We start from the raw sequence: 15,563 nt of genomic DNA, 5'->3' as shown, positions 1-15,563 counted from the left end.
CATGAGTAGATTGCAATTTGCGGTAAATTTATTATTGACGTTGGTCACTATCGCATATCCTATTATTTGGTTGTTTTTAGGGCAAGAATATCAATCTATATTGTATTGCTTGCCTTATATTATGGCAGGATTATGGGGGATGAAAGGGTATTTACAGCCAGCAAATTGGCAACGTTATCTTGCATTAATGATGGCATTCATTTTGTTGTTAGTCGGGCTTACTCGTACAATTGACACAATGTATTGGTATCCTGTAGCTATTAATGTCATGATGTTAACGCTTTTTGCTGGAAGTTTATTTAGTAAACAATCTATTATTGAGCGTTTTGCTCGTTTACAAACCCCAAATTTACCTGAAAAAGCGATTTGGTACACACGTGTTGTCACAAAATCATGGTGTGTATTTTTTTTATTAAATATTTTGATGACTACGGGATTTATTTTGTCTGAACAATATCATTATTGGGCACTGTATACAGGGGTTATTGCTTATATTTTGATGGCAATATTGATGGTAGGCGAATGGTGTATCAGACAAATTGTAATGAAGAAGCAGGAGCAATGATGGCATCATCGTTAAGAAATGCTCAACTTACGAGTACTGATTTTGATTATCGTCGTCAGCAAATTTACCAGCAGTTAATACAAGATAATATACAGATTGTTGGATTATGGATTGAAAATGCACAATTATTCACTTGCACTTTATTAGCTTGTTTAGATGCCAAAGTAAAAGTTTTACTTCCACCCAATTTACTTCCTGAAAATCAGCGTTGGGTCATAGAAAATGCTGATCTTCTTTTTACTCAAGAATACCTTTCTTGTTACGCAACTTCACAGCATGTTGAGCATATTACTTCTGATATTGATAAAACTAACTCAACAGAAATTTGCTTAAAGACTTCAGGTAGCAGCGGGCAAGCAAAAATTATTAAAAAAACTGCACAGCAAATGTGGAAAGAGGCTGAAACTTTAGCGCAAGTTTTGCCTTTTGAACGTGGTATAAATATTACGGTATTAGGTAGTGTGAGTGTTCAGCACCTTTATGGCTTAACTTTTCGTGTTTTTTTAGCGTTAGAAATGGGCTGGTCATTAGGGGGTGAGCAATTACACTACCCAGAATATTTAATTGAGCAAAGTTATCAATCCCAGCAAGCCATTTGGATTAGTAGCCCTGCTTTGTTAAGTCGCTTAAATTTAGAAAATGCTGCTTTACGTCAGTGCAATCTTATCGGTATAGTTTCTTCAGGTGGTGTATTACCTGAAAATGTAGGCAATTTAATTCGAACTCAATTGACTATTCCTGTTGTTGAAATTTATGGTAGTACAGAAACAGGAGCGATAGCTGCTCGTCAAGATAATGGTTTATGGCAAAGTTTACCTCATAGCCAAATTGGTCTTGATGCACAGGGTGCATTGTGGGTGAAGTCAGCTTGGATTAACCAAAAAGAGCAAACCGCTGATGCAGTTGAGATTTATAGCAATGGGTTTCAACTGTTAGGACGTATTGATCGTATTGTAAAGCTAGGGGATAAGCGCATTTCTTTAGTGGCTATTGAACAAGATTTGCTCAAGCATCCATGGGTAAGGGATTGTTATATAGCCTTGCATCCTACTCAACAACGTCCAGTTGCTTGGATTGCATTGAATACAACAGGGATTGAGCTATTGCAACAAAATCAACGTAAAACGCTTATTGATGAATTGAAGCAATTTGTAGGACAGTATCAAGAGAAACTAGCATTGCCGCGTTTTTGGCGTTTTTGTACACAATTACCTCGTAATAGCCAATCGAAAATTAGCCGAGCAGATTTTGAAAGAGTCTGCTTAAGCCAGCAAGATGAGATAACTTAATGAATTCCGTATTTAATCCCATTGTACTTATTCCCCACTATAATCATTCTCAAACATTAGTTCATGTGGTTGAAAGAGTACGTCAGTTTCAGCTTCCTATTTTGATTGTAGATGATGGTTCCAGCAAAATGCATCGATCTCTTTTGTCTTCACTGGAAAAACAAGATGGAATTTTTGTTATTTATCGTGCAGAGAATGGCGGTAAAGGTGCGGCAGTAAAAACAGGCTTACTTGAAGCATTTAAACAAGGTTTTTCTCATGCATTGCAGGTAGATGCAGATGGTCAACATAACTTGTCTGATGTTGAAAAAATGCTAACTCAAAGTAAATTACAACCTCAAGCGTTAGTTTGTGGTCGCCCTATTTATGGTGAGGATGCGCCCAAAGCACGTTTGTATGGTCGTAAAATTACCAATTTTTGGATTATGGTAAATACTTTATCCACCGATATTCATGATGGCATGTGTGGTTTTCGTATTTATCCATTAGCAACAACCATCACTTTATTAGAGCAAGAATCAATTGGCGATTATATGGACTTTGATATTGATATTTTAGTGCGCTTGCATTGGCGAAAAATACCAATAGTTTGGATTGATACATCGGTCAAATATGAACTTAATGGCACTTCACATTTCCGTGCTTGGAAAGATAATTGGTTAATAAGCAAAATGCATGCACGCTTGTTTTTTGCTATGTTAAAACGGTTTTTGATGGGGAAAATGAAGTGAATAGTGCACATTGGGCGAAACAACAAGAACGTGGTACAGCATTTTTCCTTATGCTCACTCGTTGGATCGTAAAATATTTACCTTTACCTTTAATCCGTTTTACCACTTTCTGGGTGGTTTTATATTTCTTTCTTACTTCACGCCGTAATCGATTGCATATTGCACAATACCAGCAAAAATTACAGGCATTTTTCCCTGATATTCGTTTACCTAAATGGGCTGTTTTTCGCCAATTTCTTGCTTTTGGCGAAGCTATTACGGATCGTTTTGCGGTATGGCAAAAACAGATTTGTTATAACGATCTCATTATTGATGATGCTGATAATCTTTATGCAGATATGAATAGTAATGGGCGCGGACAGATTCTATTGTGTTCTCATTTTGGTAATATTGAAATTTGCCGTGCTTTAGTAGGAAGTGGGCATCATGCAAATTTTCGCTTGAATGTGCTGGTTCATAGTCGGCATGCAGAGGCTTTCAATAAAGCTTTAGTTGAAGCTGGTGCAGATGAGCTACCTTTAATCCAAGTAGAAGATTTAAATGCACAAAAAATGTTAGAGCTTGCAGAGCGAGTTGAGCGCGGAGAATGGATTGCTATTGCAGCAGATCGTATCCCTGTGAGAGGAGATAAAACAGTACAAGCAGATTTTCTGGGAATGCCTGCTGATTTTCCACAAGGTGCATGGTTGTTAGCAGCATTACTTAAAGCACCAATCAATAGTGTGTTTTGCACAAAACAGCATAGTGTTTACCACTTAAAACTACGTCGTTTTTCTGGCGTAATTAGTGGTCGAGGTAAAGCTCGTGAGCAGAATATTCAGAAGGCGGTACAACAATATGCTGACCTACTCGCTAAAGAATGTGCAAAATCACCACTTTTATGGTTTAATTTTTACGATTTTTGGTATCAAAATTAATTAACTTTATAAGGACTTTTCTATGACATTTTCTAAAACTTTTATTTTTGCACTTAGTGCTATCATACTTTCAGCTTGCGCACCAAGAAATACAACACATTATTTTTCAATTGATGAAGCGTTACAGTCTCCCGCGGCAGCAAATGTATTAAACCCTAATGTTAAGCTTTATTTCGGTAAGCAAGCACCAGGTAAAGTATTAAAATCGGATTTAGTATCAAATAGAAAAACTAATGCAGCGAATAAAGATGATAAAGAAGCTTGTGAATGGGCGTTTTTATCGGCAGTGCGCTCTTTCCAAGATCGAGCTCAGTCAATGGGAGCGACTAAAGTAGGTAACTTAATTAGTTACTATAAAAAGAATCCATATAAAAGCACAACACAATTTGAATGTCATGCTGGACATTTAATTGGCGGTGTTGCTTTAAAAGGCGATATTGTTAAATAAAAATTGTGCTGAAAAGCAACATATTATTGATGTTGCTTTTATAATAAAACTCATCTTAAGGATAATACTGTTGTGAAAAAACTATTACTGCTTGCAGCATTTTCTATTGGTTTGCTTTCTGGTTGTACTTCATTAAATAGTCAAAATAATTTATCAAGAAATATTGATAAAACTTATCATAGTTATCAATTAAAGAATAATTCATCTAATGAAGCACTTGATCCTGAAATTGCAGCAATTTTTGAAACAGAGTTAAATAAGCAGTTAGCTAATTATGGATATAAACTTGGCGATGATATTACTATTCATTATGATATTAAAGCCTACGATCCTGGTAATAGAGCACTGAGAATGTTTATTGGTTTTGGCGCAGGTAAGGGGACGTTAGAGGTCGAAACAACATTAATTGATAAACATAAAAACAATTTAGGATCGATTAATAATGAAATTGCGTTAAAAATGGGATGGTTTGGTGGAAGTCTAACAAAAGTCATTCGCCGTGCAGCAATTGATACTGCCAAACGAATTTATAAATCCAGAATTCTCACTAAGTAACTTTAAAAGAGCGTATTTTTTATACGCTCTTAATTTTATATGGTTAATCAGATGAAAATTAAAAAACATATTTATGCACAGTATTCTTCTGAATATGAAATTCCATTTTTTGATGTGGATTCGATGAATATTATGTGGCATGGTCATTACGTCAAATATTTAGAAATGGCACGTTGTGCTTTTTTAGAGGATATGAATTATACCTATGATGTGATGAGAGAAATGGGTTATGGTTGGCCAATTGTGCAATTAAATTTGAAATATGTGAAGCCTGCACGTTTTCGTCAAAAAATCCGAGTTGATCTTGCGGTAGTGGAATATGAAAGTTGTTTGCGGATTGACTATGTGATTGTTGATCTTGCATCTGGCAAAAAATTAACAACTGGCAGCACAACACAGGTTGCTGTAGCGATTAATTCTGGCGAAATGCAATTTCAAACACCGCAATCTTGGCGTGATGCTTTACAAGCTTATCACGGATTTATTCCTGAACCGAACTGTTGAATATGATGAAAAAATACTTGATTACTCTCTTTATGTTTTGCCACTCGGCTTTTCTATTTGCTTTTTCGCAACAAGCGCTGGTGACATTATTACAACGACCTAATAACACACAAGGTGAATTTACACAGCAACGCTATTTACAAGGGTTGATTAAACCTATTACTAGTTCTGGGCAGTTTGTGTTAGTCAAAAATCGAGGATTATTGTGGCAAACTGAAAAACCTTTTAGTAATCAGTTACGTGTTACATCCACAGGGATTAGCCAATGGGATGGGCATCGCTGGGTGGTAAGTCAGAAGTTAGGACAATCTGAACAAATTCAACTTTTTTTAGGTTTATTATCAGGAGATACCCAAGCACTGGCTAAGCAATTTGATTTGACTTTGCAAGGTTCAGAAAAAAAATGGCAACTAACATTGACGCCAAGTAGTTTGTTAATGAAACAGATTTTCACACAAATTATTATTGATGGTGAAAACAACGTTAAACGTATTGAGTTACAAGAAAAACAGGGGGATCGCACTTTAATTTCATTTGAAAATCAACGTGTTAATCAGCCGATTTCTTCATTTGCTCAAACTGCATTGCAATAGGATTGCCCCATGAAACTGACATTAGTTGTTTATCGCCGGTTATATACGATGTGTTTACTTGGTGTAACGATATTGTTTGGTTTCCAGATATATTCAGGTCATTGGTTACAGACCGACTTGCGCGCATTATTACCACAAGAACAGCATTGGTCTGATATCCAGTTAAAAGCAGATCAGCAACAAGAACAACTGTTTAATCAGCAAATTTTGGCTTTAGTTGGCAGCATTGATCCACAAACTGCCTTTATGCTGGCAGAACATATTAGTGAACAATGGCAGCAAAGTGGTTTATTTCAGCAAGTTTATGCAAAAACTCAGCCAAATTTGACCGCACTTCAACAGCAAATTAACCAATTAAAACTTGCGACTCTACCTGTTAGTATTCAAAAGCAATTACTTGAACAACCGCAGCATTATTTTCAACAATACGCAGAACAAATTGTCAATCCATTTCAGGCTAATTTGTTACCTTTAACACAAGATTGGCTTGGCTTTGGACGCTTTGTCTTAGCGCAGGCACAACAGCAAAGTCAAATTCAATGGCACAGTGACAATGGGATGCTGTTTGTTCAGCATGAAGGAAAAACTTGGGTATTATTGCGTGCGGAATTGGCACAAGGCGATCTGATTAATCCTCAGCAAAATCTGACCGCACTTTTAGCAGACAACGCGCAATGGATTGCACAACATCAAGCCGAATGGCTAGCTACTGGTGCTGCCTTATTCGCTACTGCCACGAAACAGCAAGCCGAGAAAGAAAGTACCCTAATGGGGGCAATCGGAATCAGTTTTACACTTTTATTGTTACTGATAGTATTTAGAACGCTACGTGTATTATGGTTATTATTGCCAATTGGTGTTGGTATGTTGTGCGGTGTGGTCGCAACGGTTTGCTTTTTTGGGCAAGTTCATATTTTAACTTTAGTGGTAGGTACGAGCTTAATTGGTGTATTAATCGATTTTCCACTACATTGGCTAGCTTCTTCGTTATTTAAACAACAGTGGCAAGCTGAACGCGAAATGTTGTCGTTGCGTTTCACCTTCTTAATTAGCCTATTTGTGACTTTATTAGGTTATGGTCTACTCGGTTTTACTGCTCTGCCAGTATTACAACAAACTGCGCTTTTTTCTGCGTTTGCTTTAGTGTGTGCGATTATCGCTACTTTGCTTTATTTACCCCTTTTTTTCCAACATTATCAGCCACGTCAATGGACAATAACAGATAAACGTTTTTCTGTTCATTTACCAAAGCCAATAAAATGGCTATGCCTGTTATTCGGTACTGTTGGGTTAATCTCGGGCTTATATAAAAGCCAATGGCAAGATGATATTCGCCAATGGGTAGCTATGCCGCCAGAATTATTGCGGCAAGCTCAACAAATTAGCCTCATTACTGGCATTGATTTAAGTAATCAATATTTCATGCTTACTGCAGAGAACGATGATCAATTGTTAAACAAGAGTAAGCAATTAACTGAAAAATTAGTTGATTTACAGCAGCAAGGCAAATTAGTGGCTATTCAATCTTTGAGTCAGTGGTTAATGTCAGAGCAGGAACAAATGGTATTTGTTGAAAAATTGAACCAACAGATTCAACCTACAGACTATGCGATTTTGCAACAAATTGGTGTGCCAATGGCGCAAGTGAATGAAGCATTAAAACAGCTAAAAAATCAACCGCACTTATCCCTTTCACAGGCATTAAACTATGAATTAGCTCAAGGTTGGCGAACGTTGTATCTAGGCGAGTTGCAAACAGGAAAAGTGGTGGGCATAGTGAAAGTGGCGGGGGTAAAAGATAAATCTGCGCTGATAGCATTAGCCAATCAACAAGATATTTACTGGCAAGATAAACCAGAACATCTCAACCAAGCATTTCAGGATACTCGTGATCAGGCAGCTTGGCTGAAACTCTTCTCTTTTTTGTTGGCAGGTTTATTGTTGTGGCGCTTGTTTGGACTAAAAAGAAGTGTACAAATGTTACTCATTCCTTTATTAGCCATCGCTTCGACAGTTGCTATTTTCGGCTGGCTTGGCTTACCAATAAGTTTATTTGCGATGTTTGGTTTATTACTCGTTTCCGCGATTAGTATTGATTATATTGCTTATATATATACTGTCTCCGAACGATTACTTGCAAAGCAAATCACCATTTCATTAGCTGCAATGACAACGTTGATTTCGTTTACCTTGCTTGGATTGAGTAGTACTCCAGCAGTGGCAAGTTTTGGTTGGAGCGTCAGCCTTGGTGTTGTTATCAGCTTATTGATTATTTTTAAAACATTACGTTAAATTTGGAGAACAACATGAATCAATTCGATGTGGTTATTATTGGTGCAGGACCTTCAGGTTCAGTTTCTGCATCATTACTTAAAAAACAGGGGTTAAAGGTTTGTGTCTTAGAAAAGCAGCATTTTCCACGTTTTGTGATCGGTGAAAGTTTATTACCTTATTGTATGGATATTTTAGCGGAAGCAGATTTAGTGGAAGCAGTAAATGCAGAAAAAAGTTTCCAGTTTAAAAATGGTGCCGCTTTTACTTGGGGTAATCGTTATACTTATTTTGACTTCACTGATAAATTTACTGCGGGACCAGGCACGACTTTCCAAGTTAGACGTGGCATTTTTGATCAAATCTTAATTGATGAAACCGCCAAAAAAGGGGTAGAAGTTCGCTTTGGGCATGAAGTTCTTGCCTTTGATAATCAAGGCGAACAGGCCATTTTAGAGGTGAAAACTGAAGCGGGTGAAGTTTATCAATTGAAGACAAAATTTGTTTTAGATGCCAGTGGATATGGACGAGTTTTACCGCGTTTACTTGATTTAGAAACTCCTTCTCATTTACCTGCTCGTATCGCACATTTTACGCACATTGATGATAACATCAGCGATCCAAGTTTTGATCGTAATAAAATTTTAATCACAACCCATCCACATCATAGGGATGTATGGTTATGGTTAATTCCATTTGCAGATAACCGTTGCTCTATTGGGGTTGTTGGCTTACCTGAAACACTTGCAGGTGATAGTGAAAGCGTACTGAAAAAATTTGCACTTGAAGCACCAATGTTGCGACGTATTCTTGCTAATGCCAATTGGGATAATGAGTTTCCATATCGCAATATTCAAGGCTACTCTGCTAATGTGAAAAGCTTGCATGGACGTCATTTCGCATTATTAGGTAATGCTGCAGAGTTTCTTGATCCTGTTTTTTCCTCTGGCGTGACAATTGCGTTACATTCTGCACGTTTAGCAAGCCGATTAATTCCACGTCAACTGCAAGGGCAGCTAGTAGATTGGCAAGCAGAATTTGCTAATCCATTAATGGTTGGTGTGAATGCATTCCGTACTTATGTCAATGGTTGGTACGATACACGTTTTCAAGATGTGATTTATGCACGTCATCCACAGCCTGAAATTCGCCAAATGCTATCCTCTATTTTGGCTGGCTATGCATGGGATGAAAAAAATCCGTTTGTGACGAAATCCGAAGCGCGATTAAATGCACTTGCGCAACTATGTGGTGTGGCAACACAAGATTAAGACTCCGTAGTAAAAGTGCGGTCACTTTTGTCGAAATTTTTATTGTCTAATGAGGTTAAAGCATAACAACATCATACCGCTTTTCTAAGCAGTATTAAGCAAAATAAGTCAAAAATAGACCACACTCGCTGATTAGGCTTTTAAAAGGAAATTTGTTATATTGCCGTTAAGATGATGACATTGTAATAGTAAATATATGTTAAAAAAAATAATGTTGTTTTGGTTGTTACTGATATTGAGTGCTTGCTCATCATTGCCTTTGCTTGCGCCATTACCTCAACAATCGTTGGCTAATCGAACTTTTGTTGTTACACAGCAGCAACCTCACAATGAAAAAAGCTTATTAGTGCTTCAATTTCAAGCACAACAATGGCGCTGGGTACAAACAGACCCTTTAGGTGCGCCTATTGCCCGTTTACTATTAACTCAACAAGGTTGGCAAAATGATGGTTTTGTGATGCCAAATAAACAAGCACAACAATTATTTTCAGCTATTGCGACGTATTTCACTACTAGCCAGCCACTGTTTGCATTTAGCCAAATTGAAGCAACAGCAAGAGGGCAAGATTATTTTATCAATAGTAAAAAAGTATGGACGCTTGCACCACGCAATAATGGTGTAAAAATTTATTTAGTCGATGGCTCTGAATGGCTCATTGAAGAACTAGAACAATAACATGAAATTATGCAAAAACTCTTTTTAACAAAACCTGCCATATTAACGGCTTTAGGAGCAGGCATTGAAAAACATGTTTCCATTTTGTTAAATGGCGAAGCTTCCCCATTAAAAGTATCAAATAAAGTCTTCGCCGAACATGAGATTGCGGGTAAGCAAGGTGTATTCGGCGAAATTGATCAGATATTACGCCCTTTTCCTGATAGCCTTGATCCTATTCATCACAGTCGAAATAACCAAGTATTATGGCATGCACTAGCACAAATTGAACCACAAATTCAGTTAGCAATAACTCGGTTTGGACGTGCACGTATTGCTGTCGTGATGGGGACATCAACCACGGGAGTGGATGAAAATATGCCCGTTTTTAAACAAGGTGCAGCCCATGATGATTGGTCAGCTGTTACGTTTAATCAACAGCAACAACTTTTCTCTGCACCAGCAGATTTTTTATGCGCTGTTTATGGTTTACAAGGATTAACCTATGGGATTTCTACTGCTTGTACATCAGGTGCGAGAGCATTAATTAGCGCTGCTCGCTTATTAAAAAGTGGATTATGCGACGCAGTGATTTGCGGTGGTGTGGACACTCTTTCGCCTTTAACAATAAGAGGTTTTGATTCCCTTTCGGTACTTTCGCCGCAACAAACTAATCCGTTATCCGTGAATCGCAATGGGATTAATATTGGGGAAGGCACGGCGGTATTTGTTATGAGTCGCGAACCATTAGATGAACATCATATTCAATTGTTTGGTTATGGTTCGAGTAGTGATGCCTATCATATGTCATCGCCACATCCTGAAGGTGAAGGGGCAATCAGTGCTTTTCAAAATGCATTAGCCTCAGCACAATTAACAGCAGAGCAAATTGGTTGGATTAATTTGCATGGTACAGGGACAACACATAATGATCAGATGGAAAGTCTTGCAGTTGCACATGTATTTGGTCAGCAGACAGCCTGTACAACCACTAAACCTTATACTGGACATACACTCGGCGCGGCTGGCGCGGTCGAGGCTGGCATTCTATGGGGAATTATTAGTCGAATATATAACCCAACAGGGCGCTTACCAGCCCAGTTATGGGATAAACAAGCTGACCATAATTTGCCTTCACTTGCAATTACAGATGGACAAAGTCATTGGCAAGCAGCGCAGCGAATTGGGGCAAGTAGCTCATTTGCTTTTGGTGGTAATAATTCGGTACTTATTTTAGGAGAAAGCAATGATAGCGCTTAATTGCCCTATTGATGATGTCGCACCTTTAGTGCCTCACAGTGGTGAAATGGTACTGCTTGATCGTATTACAGCGTTCGGTGATGATTTTTTAGTTGCAGAAAGTACGATTCGCCCAGATCATATTTTGTTAAAGCAAGGTCAACTCGCGACATTTGCTGGAATTGAAATTATGGCACAAGGTATTGCGGCTTGGTCTGGTTGTATGGCTATACAAGCTAATCAACCTGTACGCTTAGGTTATTTACTTGGCACACGTAAATTGCATATTCATACACAAGAAATTCCTATTGGTAGCCATCTTCAAATCCGAGTAAAAATGTCGATTCAAGATGCAACAGGTTTCGGGGTTTTTGATTGCCAACTCATTGATTTGGCGAGTGAACAAGTTATTCTAGAAGGTGCATTAAATGTGTTCAGCCCGAATGAGGCAGTATAACAATAGTGATAATTTCTATTCACCATATTAAAATCCTCATTATCCGTTTAGATAATGAGGATTTTTTATCACCAAAATTTTAAAAAAAGTGACCGCACTTGGTATGCTTTACATCATTGCCGAAACATATTTCAACATTACACCTGCGGCAATTGCTGAGCCAATAACGCCCGCAACGTTTGGTCCCATGGCATGCATGAGTAAGAAGTTCTGATGATCTTCTTCTAAACCAATTTTATTGGCAACCCGAGCTGCCATTGGTACAGCGGACACACCAGCAGCACCAATTAATGGGTTAATTGGGTATTTGCAGATTTTGTTCATCAGTTTTGCCATTAAAATACCGCTTGCTGTCCCAATAGCAAAGGCAACAACACCTAATAGTAAAATACCTAAGGTTTGTGGCTGTAAGAATTTATCGGCGACTAATTTTGAACCCACAGATAAACCGAGGAAGATCGTCACAATATTGATTAAGGCATTTTGTGCCGTATCATTTAGGCGCTCAACCACACCACTAGTACGCAGTAAATTACCAAAACAGAACATACCGAGTAATGGCGCTGCATCAGGTAATAACAAGGCAACAAGAGTAACTAATACGATCGGGAATAAAATCTTTTCACGATTACTCACATTACGTAGCTGTACCATGCGAATTTTGCGTTCTTCTTTGCTTGTGAGTGCCTTCATAATTGGTGGTTGAATGAGAGGCACTAATGCCATATAAGAATAAGCCGCAACCGCAATTGCACCTAATAATTCAGGCGCCAATTTACTGGAAAGATAAATTGCAGTTGGACCATCGGCTCCCCCAATAATCCCGATAGCGGCAGCTTGTGGTAAGGTAAAACTGATTAATCCTGTCCAGTTTAATAATAATGCACCAATAATTGTTGCAAAGATACCAAACTGGGCGGCCGCACCCAGTAATAATGTACGTGGATTAGCAAGGAGTGGTCCAAAATCAGTCATGGCTCCTACCCCCATAAAAATAATTAGCGGAGCGACACCATAACCAATAGCGACCTTATAGAACAACGCTAATACGCCTGCGGTATAGCCCATGTCGCCTGCCATCACTTCTAACTGATTTTGTACAGAAGGCAATGCATTTGTAAGTGCAGACTTGATCGCCTCGGGTTCAGCTATTGTATTGAGTTTAGCTGCTACAATCGCGAGTTGTTCAGCATTACCAGAATGCAATAGATTATCTAAAGCACTCATCGCAAGACCTGCTTCTGGAATATTGGATAGAAGCCCACCGAAGCCAATTGGCAGGAGGAGTAATGGCTCAAATTTTCGTGCAATTGCGAGCCAGAGTAGCACTAAGCTAATCAGCATCATTAATGCCTGACCTAGCTCAAGGTGCATGATTCCCATACCACGCAATAATGAAAGAATACTTTCCATAACAACCTCATTAGCTTAATGTCATTAGCGTATCGCCAACGGCAACTGTATCACCAGCTTTCACGCTAATGCTTTGTACTGTACCGGCTTGGCTTGCACGAATTTCTGTTTCCATTTTCATGGCTTCTAAAATTAATAGTACATCCCCTTCAGCGACTTGTTGACCTTCTTTTGCTACGACTTTCCAGATATTACCTGCCATTGGCGCAGTCACTGGTGTGCCACCTGCTGCCGCTGGTGTAGGTTGAGGGGCAACTTGTGGTACAGGCTGAGTTGAGGCTGCTGGTGCAATATCGCTCACCTCACCACCATCAGTGACTTTCACCACAAAAGATTTACCTTCTAATTCTACGGTATATACCGCAGACCCTGTGCTTGCCATCGCTTTTGGCGCTGGTGTGCTTAATTTTTCTGTTGGTTTTGCCGTATCTAAGGTTGGTGCTGGCTCAAAGGCATCTGGATTACCACGATTTTCGAGGAACTTCCAACCAATTTGTGGGAAGAGAGCAACGATAAGGACATCATCAATTTCATTTTCAGCAAGCTTAATGCCTTTTTCTTTTGCTTGTTGCTTAATTTCATCAGCTAGTTTGTCCATTTCAGGTGCAATGTGATCTGCTGGACGGTCTGTGATAGGTTGTGCACCATCTAACACTTTAGCTTGTAATTCAGCATTCACTGGTGCAGGGGTACGACCGTATTCACCTTTCAAAATGCCCGCGGTTTCTTTTGCGATTGTTTTGTAGCGTTCCCCCATTAGGACATTGATTACGGCTTGAGTACCGACAATTTGTGAGGTTGGTGTTACCAACGGAATGAAACCTAAGTCTTCACGTACGCGTGGAATTTCTTTTAATACTTCGTCAAGCTTATCTGAAGCATTTTGTTGTTTTAATTGGCTTTCTAAGTTAGTTAACATCCCGCCTGGGACTTGCGCTACAAGAATACGGCTATCTGAACCTTTAAGCTGTCCTTCAAATTTGGCATATTTTTTACGTACTTCGCGGAAGTAAGCAGCAATGTGTTCAAGTTTGTTAATATCTAAGCCTGTATCATATTGTGTGCCTTGTAGTGTAGCAACTAAAGCTTCTGTTGAAGGGTGACCATAAGTGCCACTCATGGATGAAATTGAAGTATCAATACCATCAATGCCTGCTTCTACCGCTTTGAGTAGCGCCATTTCAGCCATACCTGTGGTGGCATGACAATGTAAGTGAAGCTGAACATCGTAGCGTTGTTTGATCTCGCTGACTAATTTATACGCTTCTACTGGCGTTAGGATACCCGACATATCTTTAATAACGACAGAATCTACCCCGATTTCTAATAGTTGTTCTGTAATCTCTAACCAAGTTTCTAAATTGTGTACAGGACTTGTGGTATAACTTAATGTACCTTGTGCATGACCTCCATTACGTTTCACTGCTTGTAATGCTTGTTTCATATTACGTGGATCGTTCATGGCATCGAATACACGGAAAACTGACATCCCATTTTTTACTGAGCGTTCAACAAAGCGATCAACTACGTCATCTGCATAATGGCGATAACCTAATAAGTTTTGACCACGCAATAACATTTGCAATGGTGTATTTGGCATCGCTTGTTTTAGTTCACGTAAACGGACCCAAGGATCTTCACCTAAAAAACGAATACAGGCATCGAAAGTTGCCCCACCCCATGCTTCAAGCGACCAGTAACCAATTTGATCAAGCTCGTGTGCGATTGGTAGCATATCATCAAGGCGCATACGAGTTGCGAAAAGAGATTGATGGGCATCGCGTAACACGACATCAGTAATGGCAATTTTTTTGTTTTGAGTAGTCATTTTTTATTTCCTTTTAAGTTATTTGAGCCCTTGTTGACGACGGTGATGTGCGATCGCAGCGACGATAACAGGACGTAAATGTGCTAAATCGTGAGTTTCAGATTGAGTTATTGTTGTTTTTGTTACGGGAGTTGAAACGGGTTCTGGAAAGAAACGATTGACCAGCTTAGACATGAGTTCAATAGCGTAGATCAGGATGAATAAAAATAGCATTACAAATCCTACGCCGGCAAACATCAAATTTAAGCCTTCTTGCAGAAGTTCTGCATTTGTCATTTTAAGACTCCTTTTTTTGAATAATAATGTGGAATATTACTTCTTTTTGTGGAGAAAAAATTTGATATGGGTCACAAAAAAGAAGTGCGGTCGATTTAATCAAAGTTTTATTGGTCTAGGTCAAAATTTAAGCATGATTAGCATCACAAATGTATCCTTATAACACTCAATGATAATTGATTGGTTTAATTATATTCTTTTGAAATAAAAGGCTTTTACCTTTATATACTATTTTACTGTTAGAAAGAATTTTTTATTTTCTAGTATATTATTTTTGTGATTCGACTCACAACTCTGGCATTTTAGTGGTGACAAATTAACCATACATGTTTAATTTATAGCCGAGAGAAATTCTCACCCATAAGTTGTTATCTTTTACTAAACAAAAGGATAATTTTATGATGTCAATTTTATCACCTAATCAAGTTTGGATTATTGTTGATCCAAAATTGTCACTCTTTTTTCCCATAATTCGCTAATCCCCAATTTTCATATATTCATTCGTTCAATTCATTATAAAGAATAAATGCTTATTTATTCTTGGATATTGT

At 38.4% G+C, this 15,563-nt stretch carries 17 protein-coding genes; 14 read left to right on the top strand and 3 right to left on the bottom strand.

Annotated elements, in window-relative coordinates; genetic code table 11:
• The first annotated feature begins 1 nt into the window (after position 1).
• The 13 genes from ACFSAV_RS00405 (at position 2) to ACFSAV_RS00345 (ending at position 11,495) form a co-directional block, all read left to right on the top strand.
• A complete protein-coding gene (locus tag ACFSAV_RS00405) occupies positions 2-565 on the top strand; it encodes a COG4648 family protein (RefSeq protein WP_379094916.1) in 564 nt (187 codons plus the stop codon).
• On the top strand, positions 523-1,854 hold the full coding sequence (locus ACFSAV_RS00400) for an AMP-binding enzyme (RefSeq protein ID WP_245853321.1): 1,332 nt from the start codon (positions 523-525) through the stop codon (positions 1,852-1,854). The genes ACFSAV_RS00405 and ACFSAV_RS00400 overlap by 43 nt, the downstream gene beginning before the upstream one ends.
• Entirely contained in the window at positions 1,854-2,585 is a 732-nt protein-coding gene (locus ACFSAV_RS00395) for a glycosyltransferase family 2 protein (protein WP_379094911.1), read from the top strand. Before ACFSAV_RS00400 ends, ACFSAV_RS00395 begins: the two co-directional genes overlap by 1 nt.
• A complete protein-coding gene (locus ACFSAV_RS00390; protein ID WP_379094908.1) occupies positions 2,582-3,502 on the top strand; it encodes an LpxL/LpxP family acyltransferase in 921 nt (306 codons plus the stop codon). Before ACFSAV_RS00395 ends, ACFSAV_RS00390 begins: the two co-directional genes overlap by 4 nt.
• A gap of 22 nt (positions 3,503-3,524) precedes the next feature.
• Positions 3,525-3,950 (top strand): excinuclease ABC subunit A, encoded by a 426-nt coding sequence (locus ACFSAV_RS00385; RefSeq protein ID WP_379094905.1) that lies wholly within the window; start codon positions 3,525-3,527, stop codon positions 3,948-3,950.
• A 72-nt stretch (positions 3,951-4,022) separates the two neighbouring features.
• The gene (locus tag ACFSAV_RS00380) at positions 4,023-4,505 is read left to right on the top strand and encodes a DUF4410 domain-containing protein (RefSeq protein WP_101775655.1); all 483 of its coding nucleotides are present in this window, start codon (positions 4,023-4,025) and stop codon (positions 4,503-4,505) included.
• A 57-nt stretch (positions 4,506-4,562) separates the two neighbouring features.
• The gene (locus tag ACFSAV_RS00375) at positions 4,563-5,009 is read left to right on the top strand and encodes an acyl-CoA thioesterase (protein WP_379095067.1); all 447 of its coding nucleotides are present in this window, start codon (positions 4,563-4,565) and stop codon (positions 5,007-5,009) included.
• 5 nt (positions 5,010-5,014) lie between these two features.
• Positions 5,015-5,602: a LolA family protein gene (locus ACFSAV_RS00370; RefSeq protein ID WP_379095060.1), complete on the top strand. Its 588-nt coding sequence runs from the start codon at positions 5,015-5,017 to the stop codon at positions 5,600-5,602.
• A 9-nt stretch (positions 5,603-5,611) separates the two neighbouring features.
• Positions 5,612-7,894 carry an MMPL family transporter gene (locus ACFSAV_RS00365; RefSeq protein ID WP_379094901.1) on the top strand — a complete coding sequence of 761 codons (2,283 nt, stop codon included), beginning with the start codon at positions 5,612-5,614 and terminating at the stop codon, positions 7,892-7,894.
• Positions 7,895-7,908: 14 nt separating this feature from the next.
• Positions 7,909-9,144: an NAD(P)/FAD-dependent oxidoreductase gene (locus ACFSAV_RS00360; protein ID WP_379094897.1), complete on the top strand. Its 1,236-nt coding sequence runs from the start codon at positions 7,909-7,911 to the stop codon at positions 9,142-9,144.
• A 196-nt stretch (positions 9,145-9,340) separates the two neighbouring features.
• Entirely contained in the window at positions 9,341-9,820 is a 480-nt protein-coding gene (locus ACFSAV_RS00355; RefSeq protein WP_379094894.1) for a hypothetical protein, read from the top strand.
• 9 nt (positions 9,821-9,829) lie between these two features.
• A complete protein-coding gene (locus ACFSAV_RS00350; RefSeq protein ID WP_379094891.1) occupies positions 9,830-11,059 on the top strand; it encodes a beta-ketoacyl-ACP synthase in 1,230 nt (409 codons plus the stop codon).
• Positions 11,046-11,495 (top strand): hotdog family protein, encoded by a 450-nt coding sequence (locus ACFSAV_RS00345; RefSeq protein ID WP_379094888.1) that lies wholly within the window; start codon positions 11,046-11,048, stop codon positions 11,493-11,495. The genes ACFSAV_RS00350 and ACFSAV_RS00345 overlap by 14 nt, the downstream gene beginning before the upstream one ends.
• Before the next feature lie 108 nt (positions 11,496-11,603).
• Here ACFSAV_RS00345 and ACFSAV_RS00340 read toward each other — a convergent pair whose 3' ends face one another.
• Genes ACFSAV_RS00340 through ACFSAV_RS00330 form a run of 3 tightly spaced genes read right to left on the bottom strand, consistent with a single transcriptional unit; the run spans position 11,604 to position 15,012 of the window.
• The gene (locus ACFSAV_RS00340) at positions 11,604-12,908 is read right to left on the bottom strand and encodes a sodium ion-translocating decarboxylase subunit beta (RefSeq protein WP_379094885.1); all 1,305 of its coding nucleotides are present in this window, start codon (positions 12,906-12,908) and stop codon (positions 11,604-11,606) included.
• 10 nt (positions 12,909-12,918) lie between these two features.
• Positions 12,919-14,736 (bottom strand): sodium-extruding oxaloacetate decarboxylase subunit alpha, encoded by a 1,818-nt coding sequence (gene oadA / locus ACFSAV_RS00335; protein ID WP_379094882.1) that lies wholly within the window; start codon positions 14,734-14,736, stop codon positions 12,919-12,921.
• Between the two features lie 18 nt (positions 14,737-14,754).
• Positions 14,755-15,012 (bottom strand): oxaloacetate decarboxylase subunit gamma, encoded by a 258-nt coding sequence (locus ACFSAV_RS00330; protein WP_101775662.1) that lies wholly within the window; start codon positions 15,010-15,012, stop codon positions 14,755-14,757.
• Between the two features lie 398 nt (positions 15,013-15,410).
• Here ACFSAV_RS00330 and tnaC point away from each other — a divergent pair, with 398 nt between their 5' ends.
• The gene (tnaC, locus tag ACFSAV_RS00325) at positions 15,411-15,491 is read left to right on the top strand and encodes a tryptophanase leader peptide (RefSeq protein ID WP_101775663.1); all 81 of its coding nucleotides are present in this window, start codon (positions 15,411-15,413) and stop codon (positions 15,489-15,491) included.
• Positions 15,492-15,563: the final 72 nt, after the last annotated feature.

It is taken from the genome of Pasteurella oralis (assembly GCF_042681465.1).
Classification (GTDB): Bacteria; Pseudomonadota; Gammaproteobacteria; order Enterobacterales; family Pasteurellaceae; genus Pasteurella; species Pasteurella oralis.
The sequence above is the reverse complement of the archived record's forward strand: the minus strand, read 5'-3'. Positions and strand labels throughout refer to the sequence as shown.

Coding starts and splice junctions, on each gene's coding strand:
- ACFSAV_RS00405 (WP_379094916.1), top strand. CDS start 2: ATGAGTAGATTGCAATTTGCGGTAAATTTATTATTGACGTTGGTCACT.
- ACFSAV_RS00400 (WP_245853321.1), top strand. CDS start 523: ATGGTGTATCAGACAAATTGTAATGAAGAAGCAGGAGCAATGATGGCA.
- ACFSAV_RS00395 (WP_379094911.1), top strand. CDS start 1,854: ATGAATTCCGTATTTAATCCCATTGTACTTATTCCCCACTATAATCAT.
- ACFSAV_RS00385 (WP_379094905.1), top strand. CDS start 3,525: ATGACATTTTCTAAAACTTTTATTTTTGCACTTAGTGCTATCATACTT.
- ACFSAV_RS00370 (WP_379095060.1), top strand. CDS start 5,015: ATGAAAAAATACTTGATTACTCTCTTTATGTTTTGCCACTCGGCTTTT.
- ACFSAV_RS00365 (WP_379094901.1), top strand. CDS start 5,612: ATGAAACTGACATTAGTTGTTTATCGCCGGTTATATACGATGTGTTTA.
- ACFSAV_RS00360 (WP_379094897.1), top strand. CDS start 7,909: ATGAATCAATTCGATGTGGTTATTATTGGTGCAGGACCTTCAGGTTCA.
- ACFSAV_RS00355 (WP_379094894.1), top strand. CDS start 9,341: ATGTTAAAAAAAATAATGTTGTTTTGGTTGTTACTGATATTGAGTGCT.
- ACFSAV_RS00350 (WP_379094891.1), top strand. CDS start 9,830: ATGCAAAAACTCTTTTTAACAAAACCTGCCATATTAACGGCTTTAGGA.
- ACFSAV_RS00345 (WP_379094888.1), top strand. CDS start 11,046: ATGATAGCGCTTAATTGCCCTATTGATGATGTCGCACCTTTAGTGCCT.
- ACFSAV_RS00340 (WP_379094885.1), bottom strand. CDS start 12,908: ATGGAAAGTATTCTTTCATTATTGCGTGGTATGGGAATCATGCACCTT.
- oadA (WP_379094882.1), bottom strand. CDS start 14,736: ATGACTACTCAAAACAAAAAAATTGCCATTACTGATGTCGTGTTACGC.
- ACFSAV_RS00330 (WP_101775662.1), bottom strand. CDS start 15,012: ATGACAAATGCAGAACTTCTGCAAGAAGGCTTAAATTTGATGTTTGCC.
- tnaC (WP_101775663.1), top strand. CDS start 15,411: ATGATGTCAATTTTATCACCTAATCAAGTTTGGATTATTGTTGATCCA.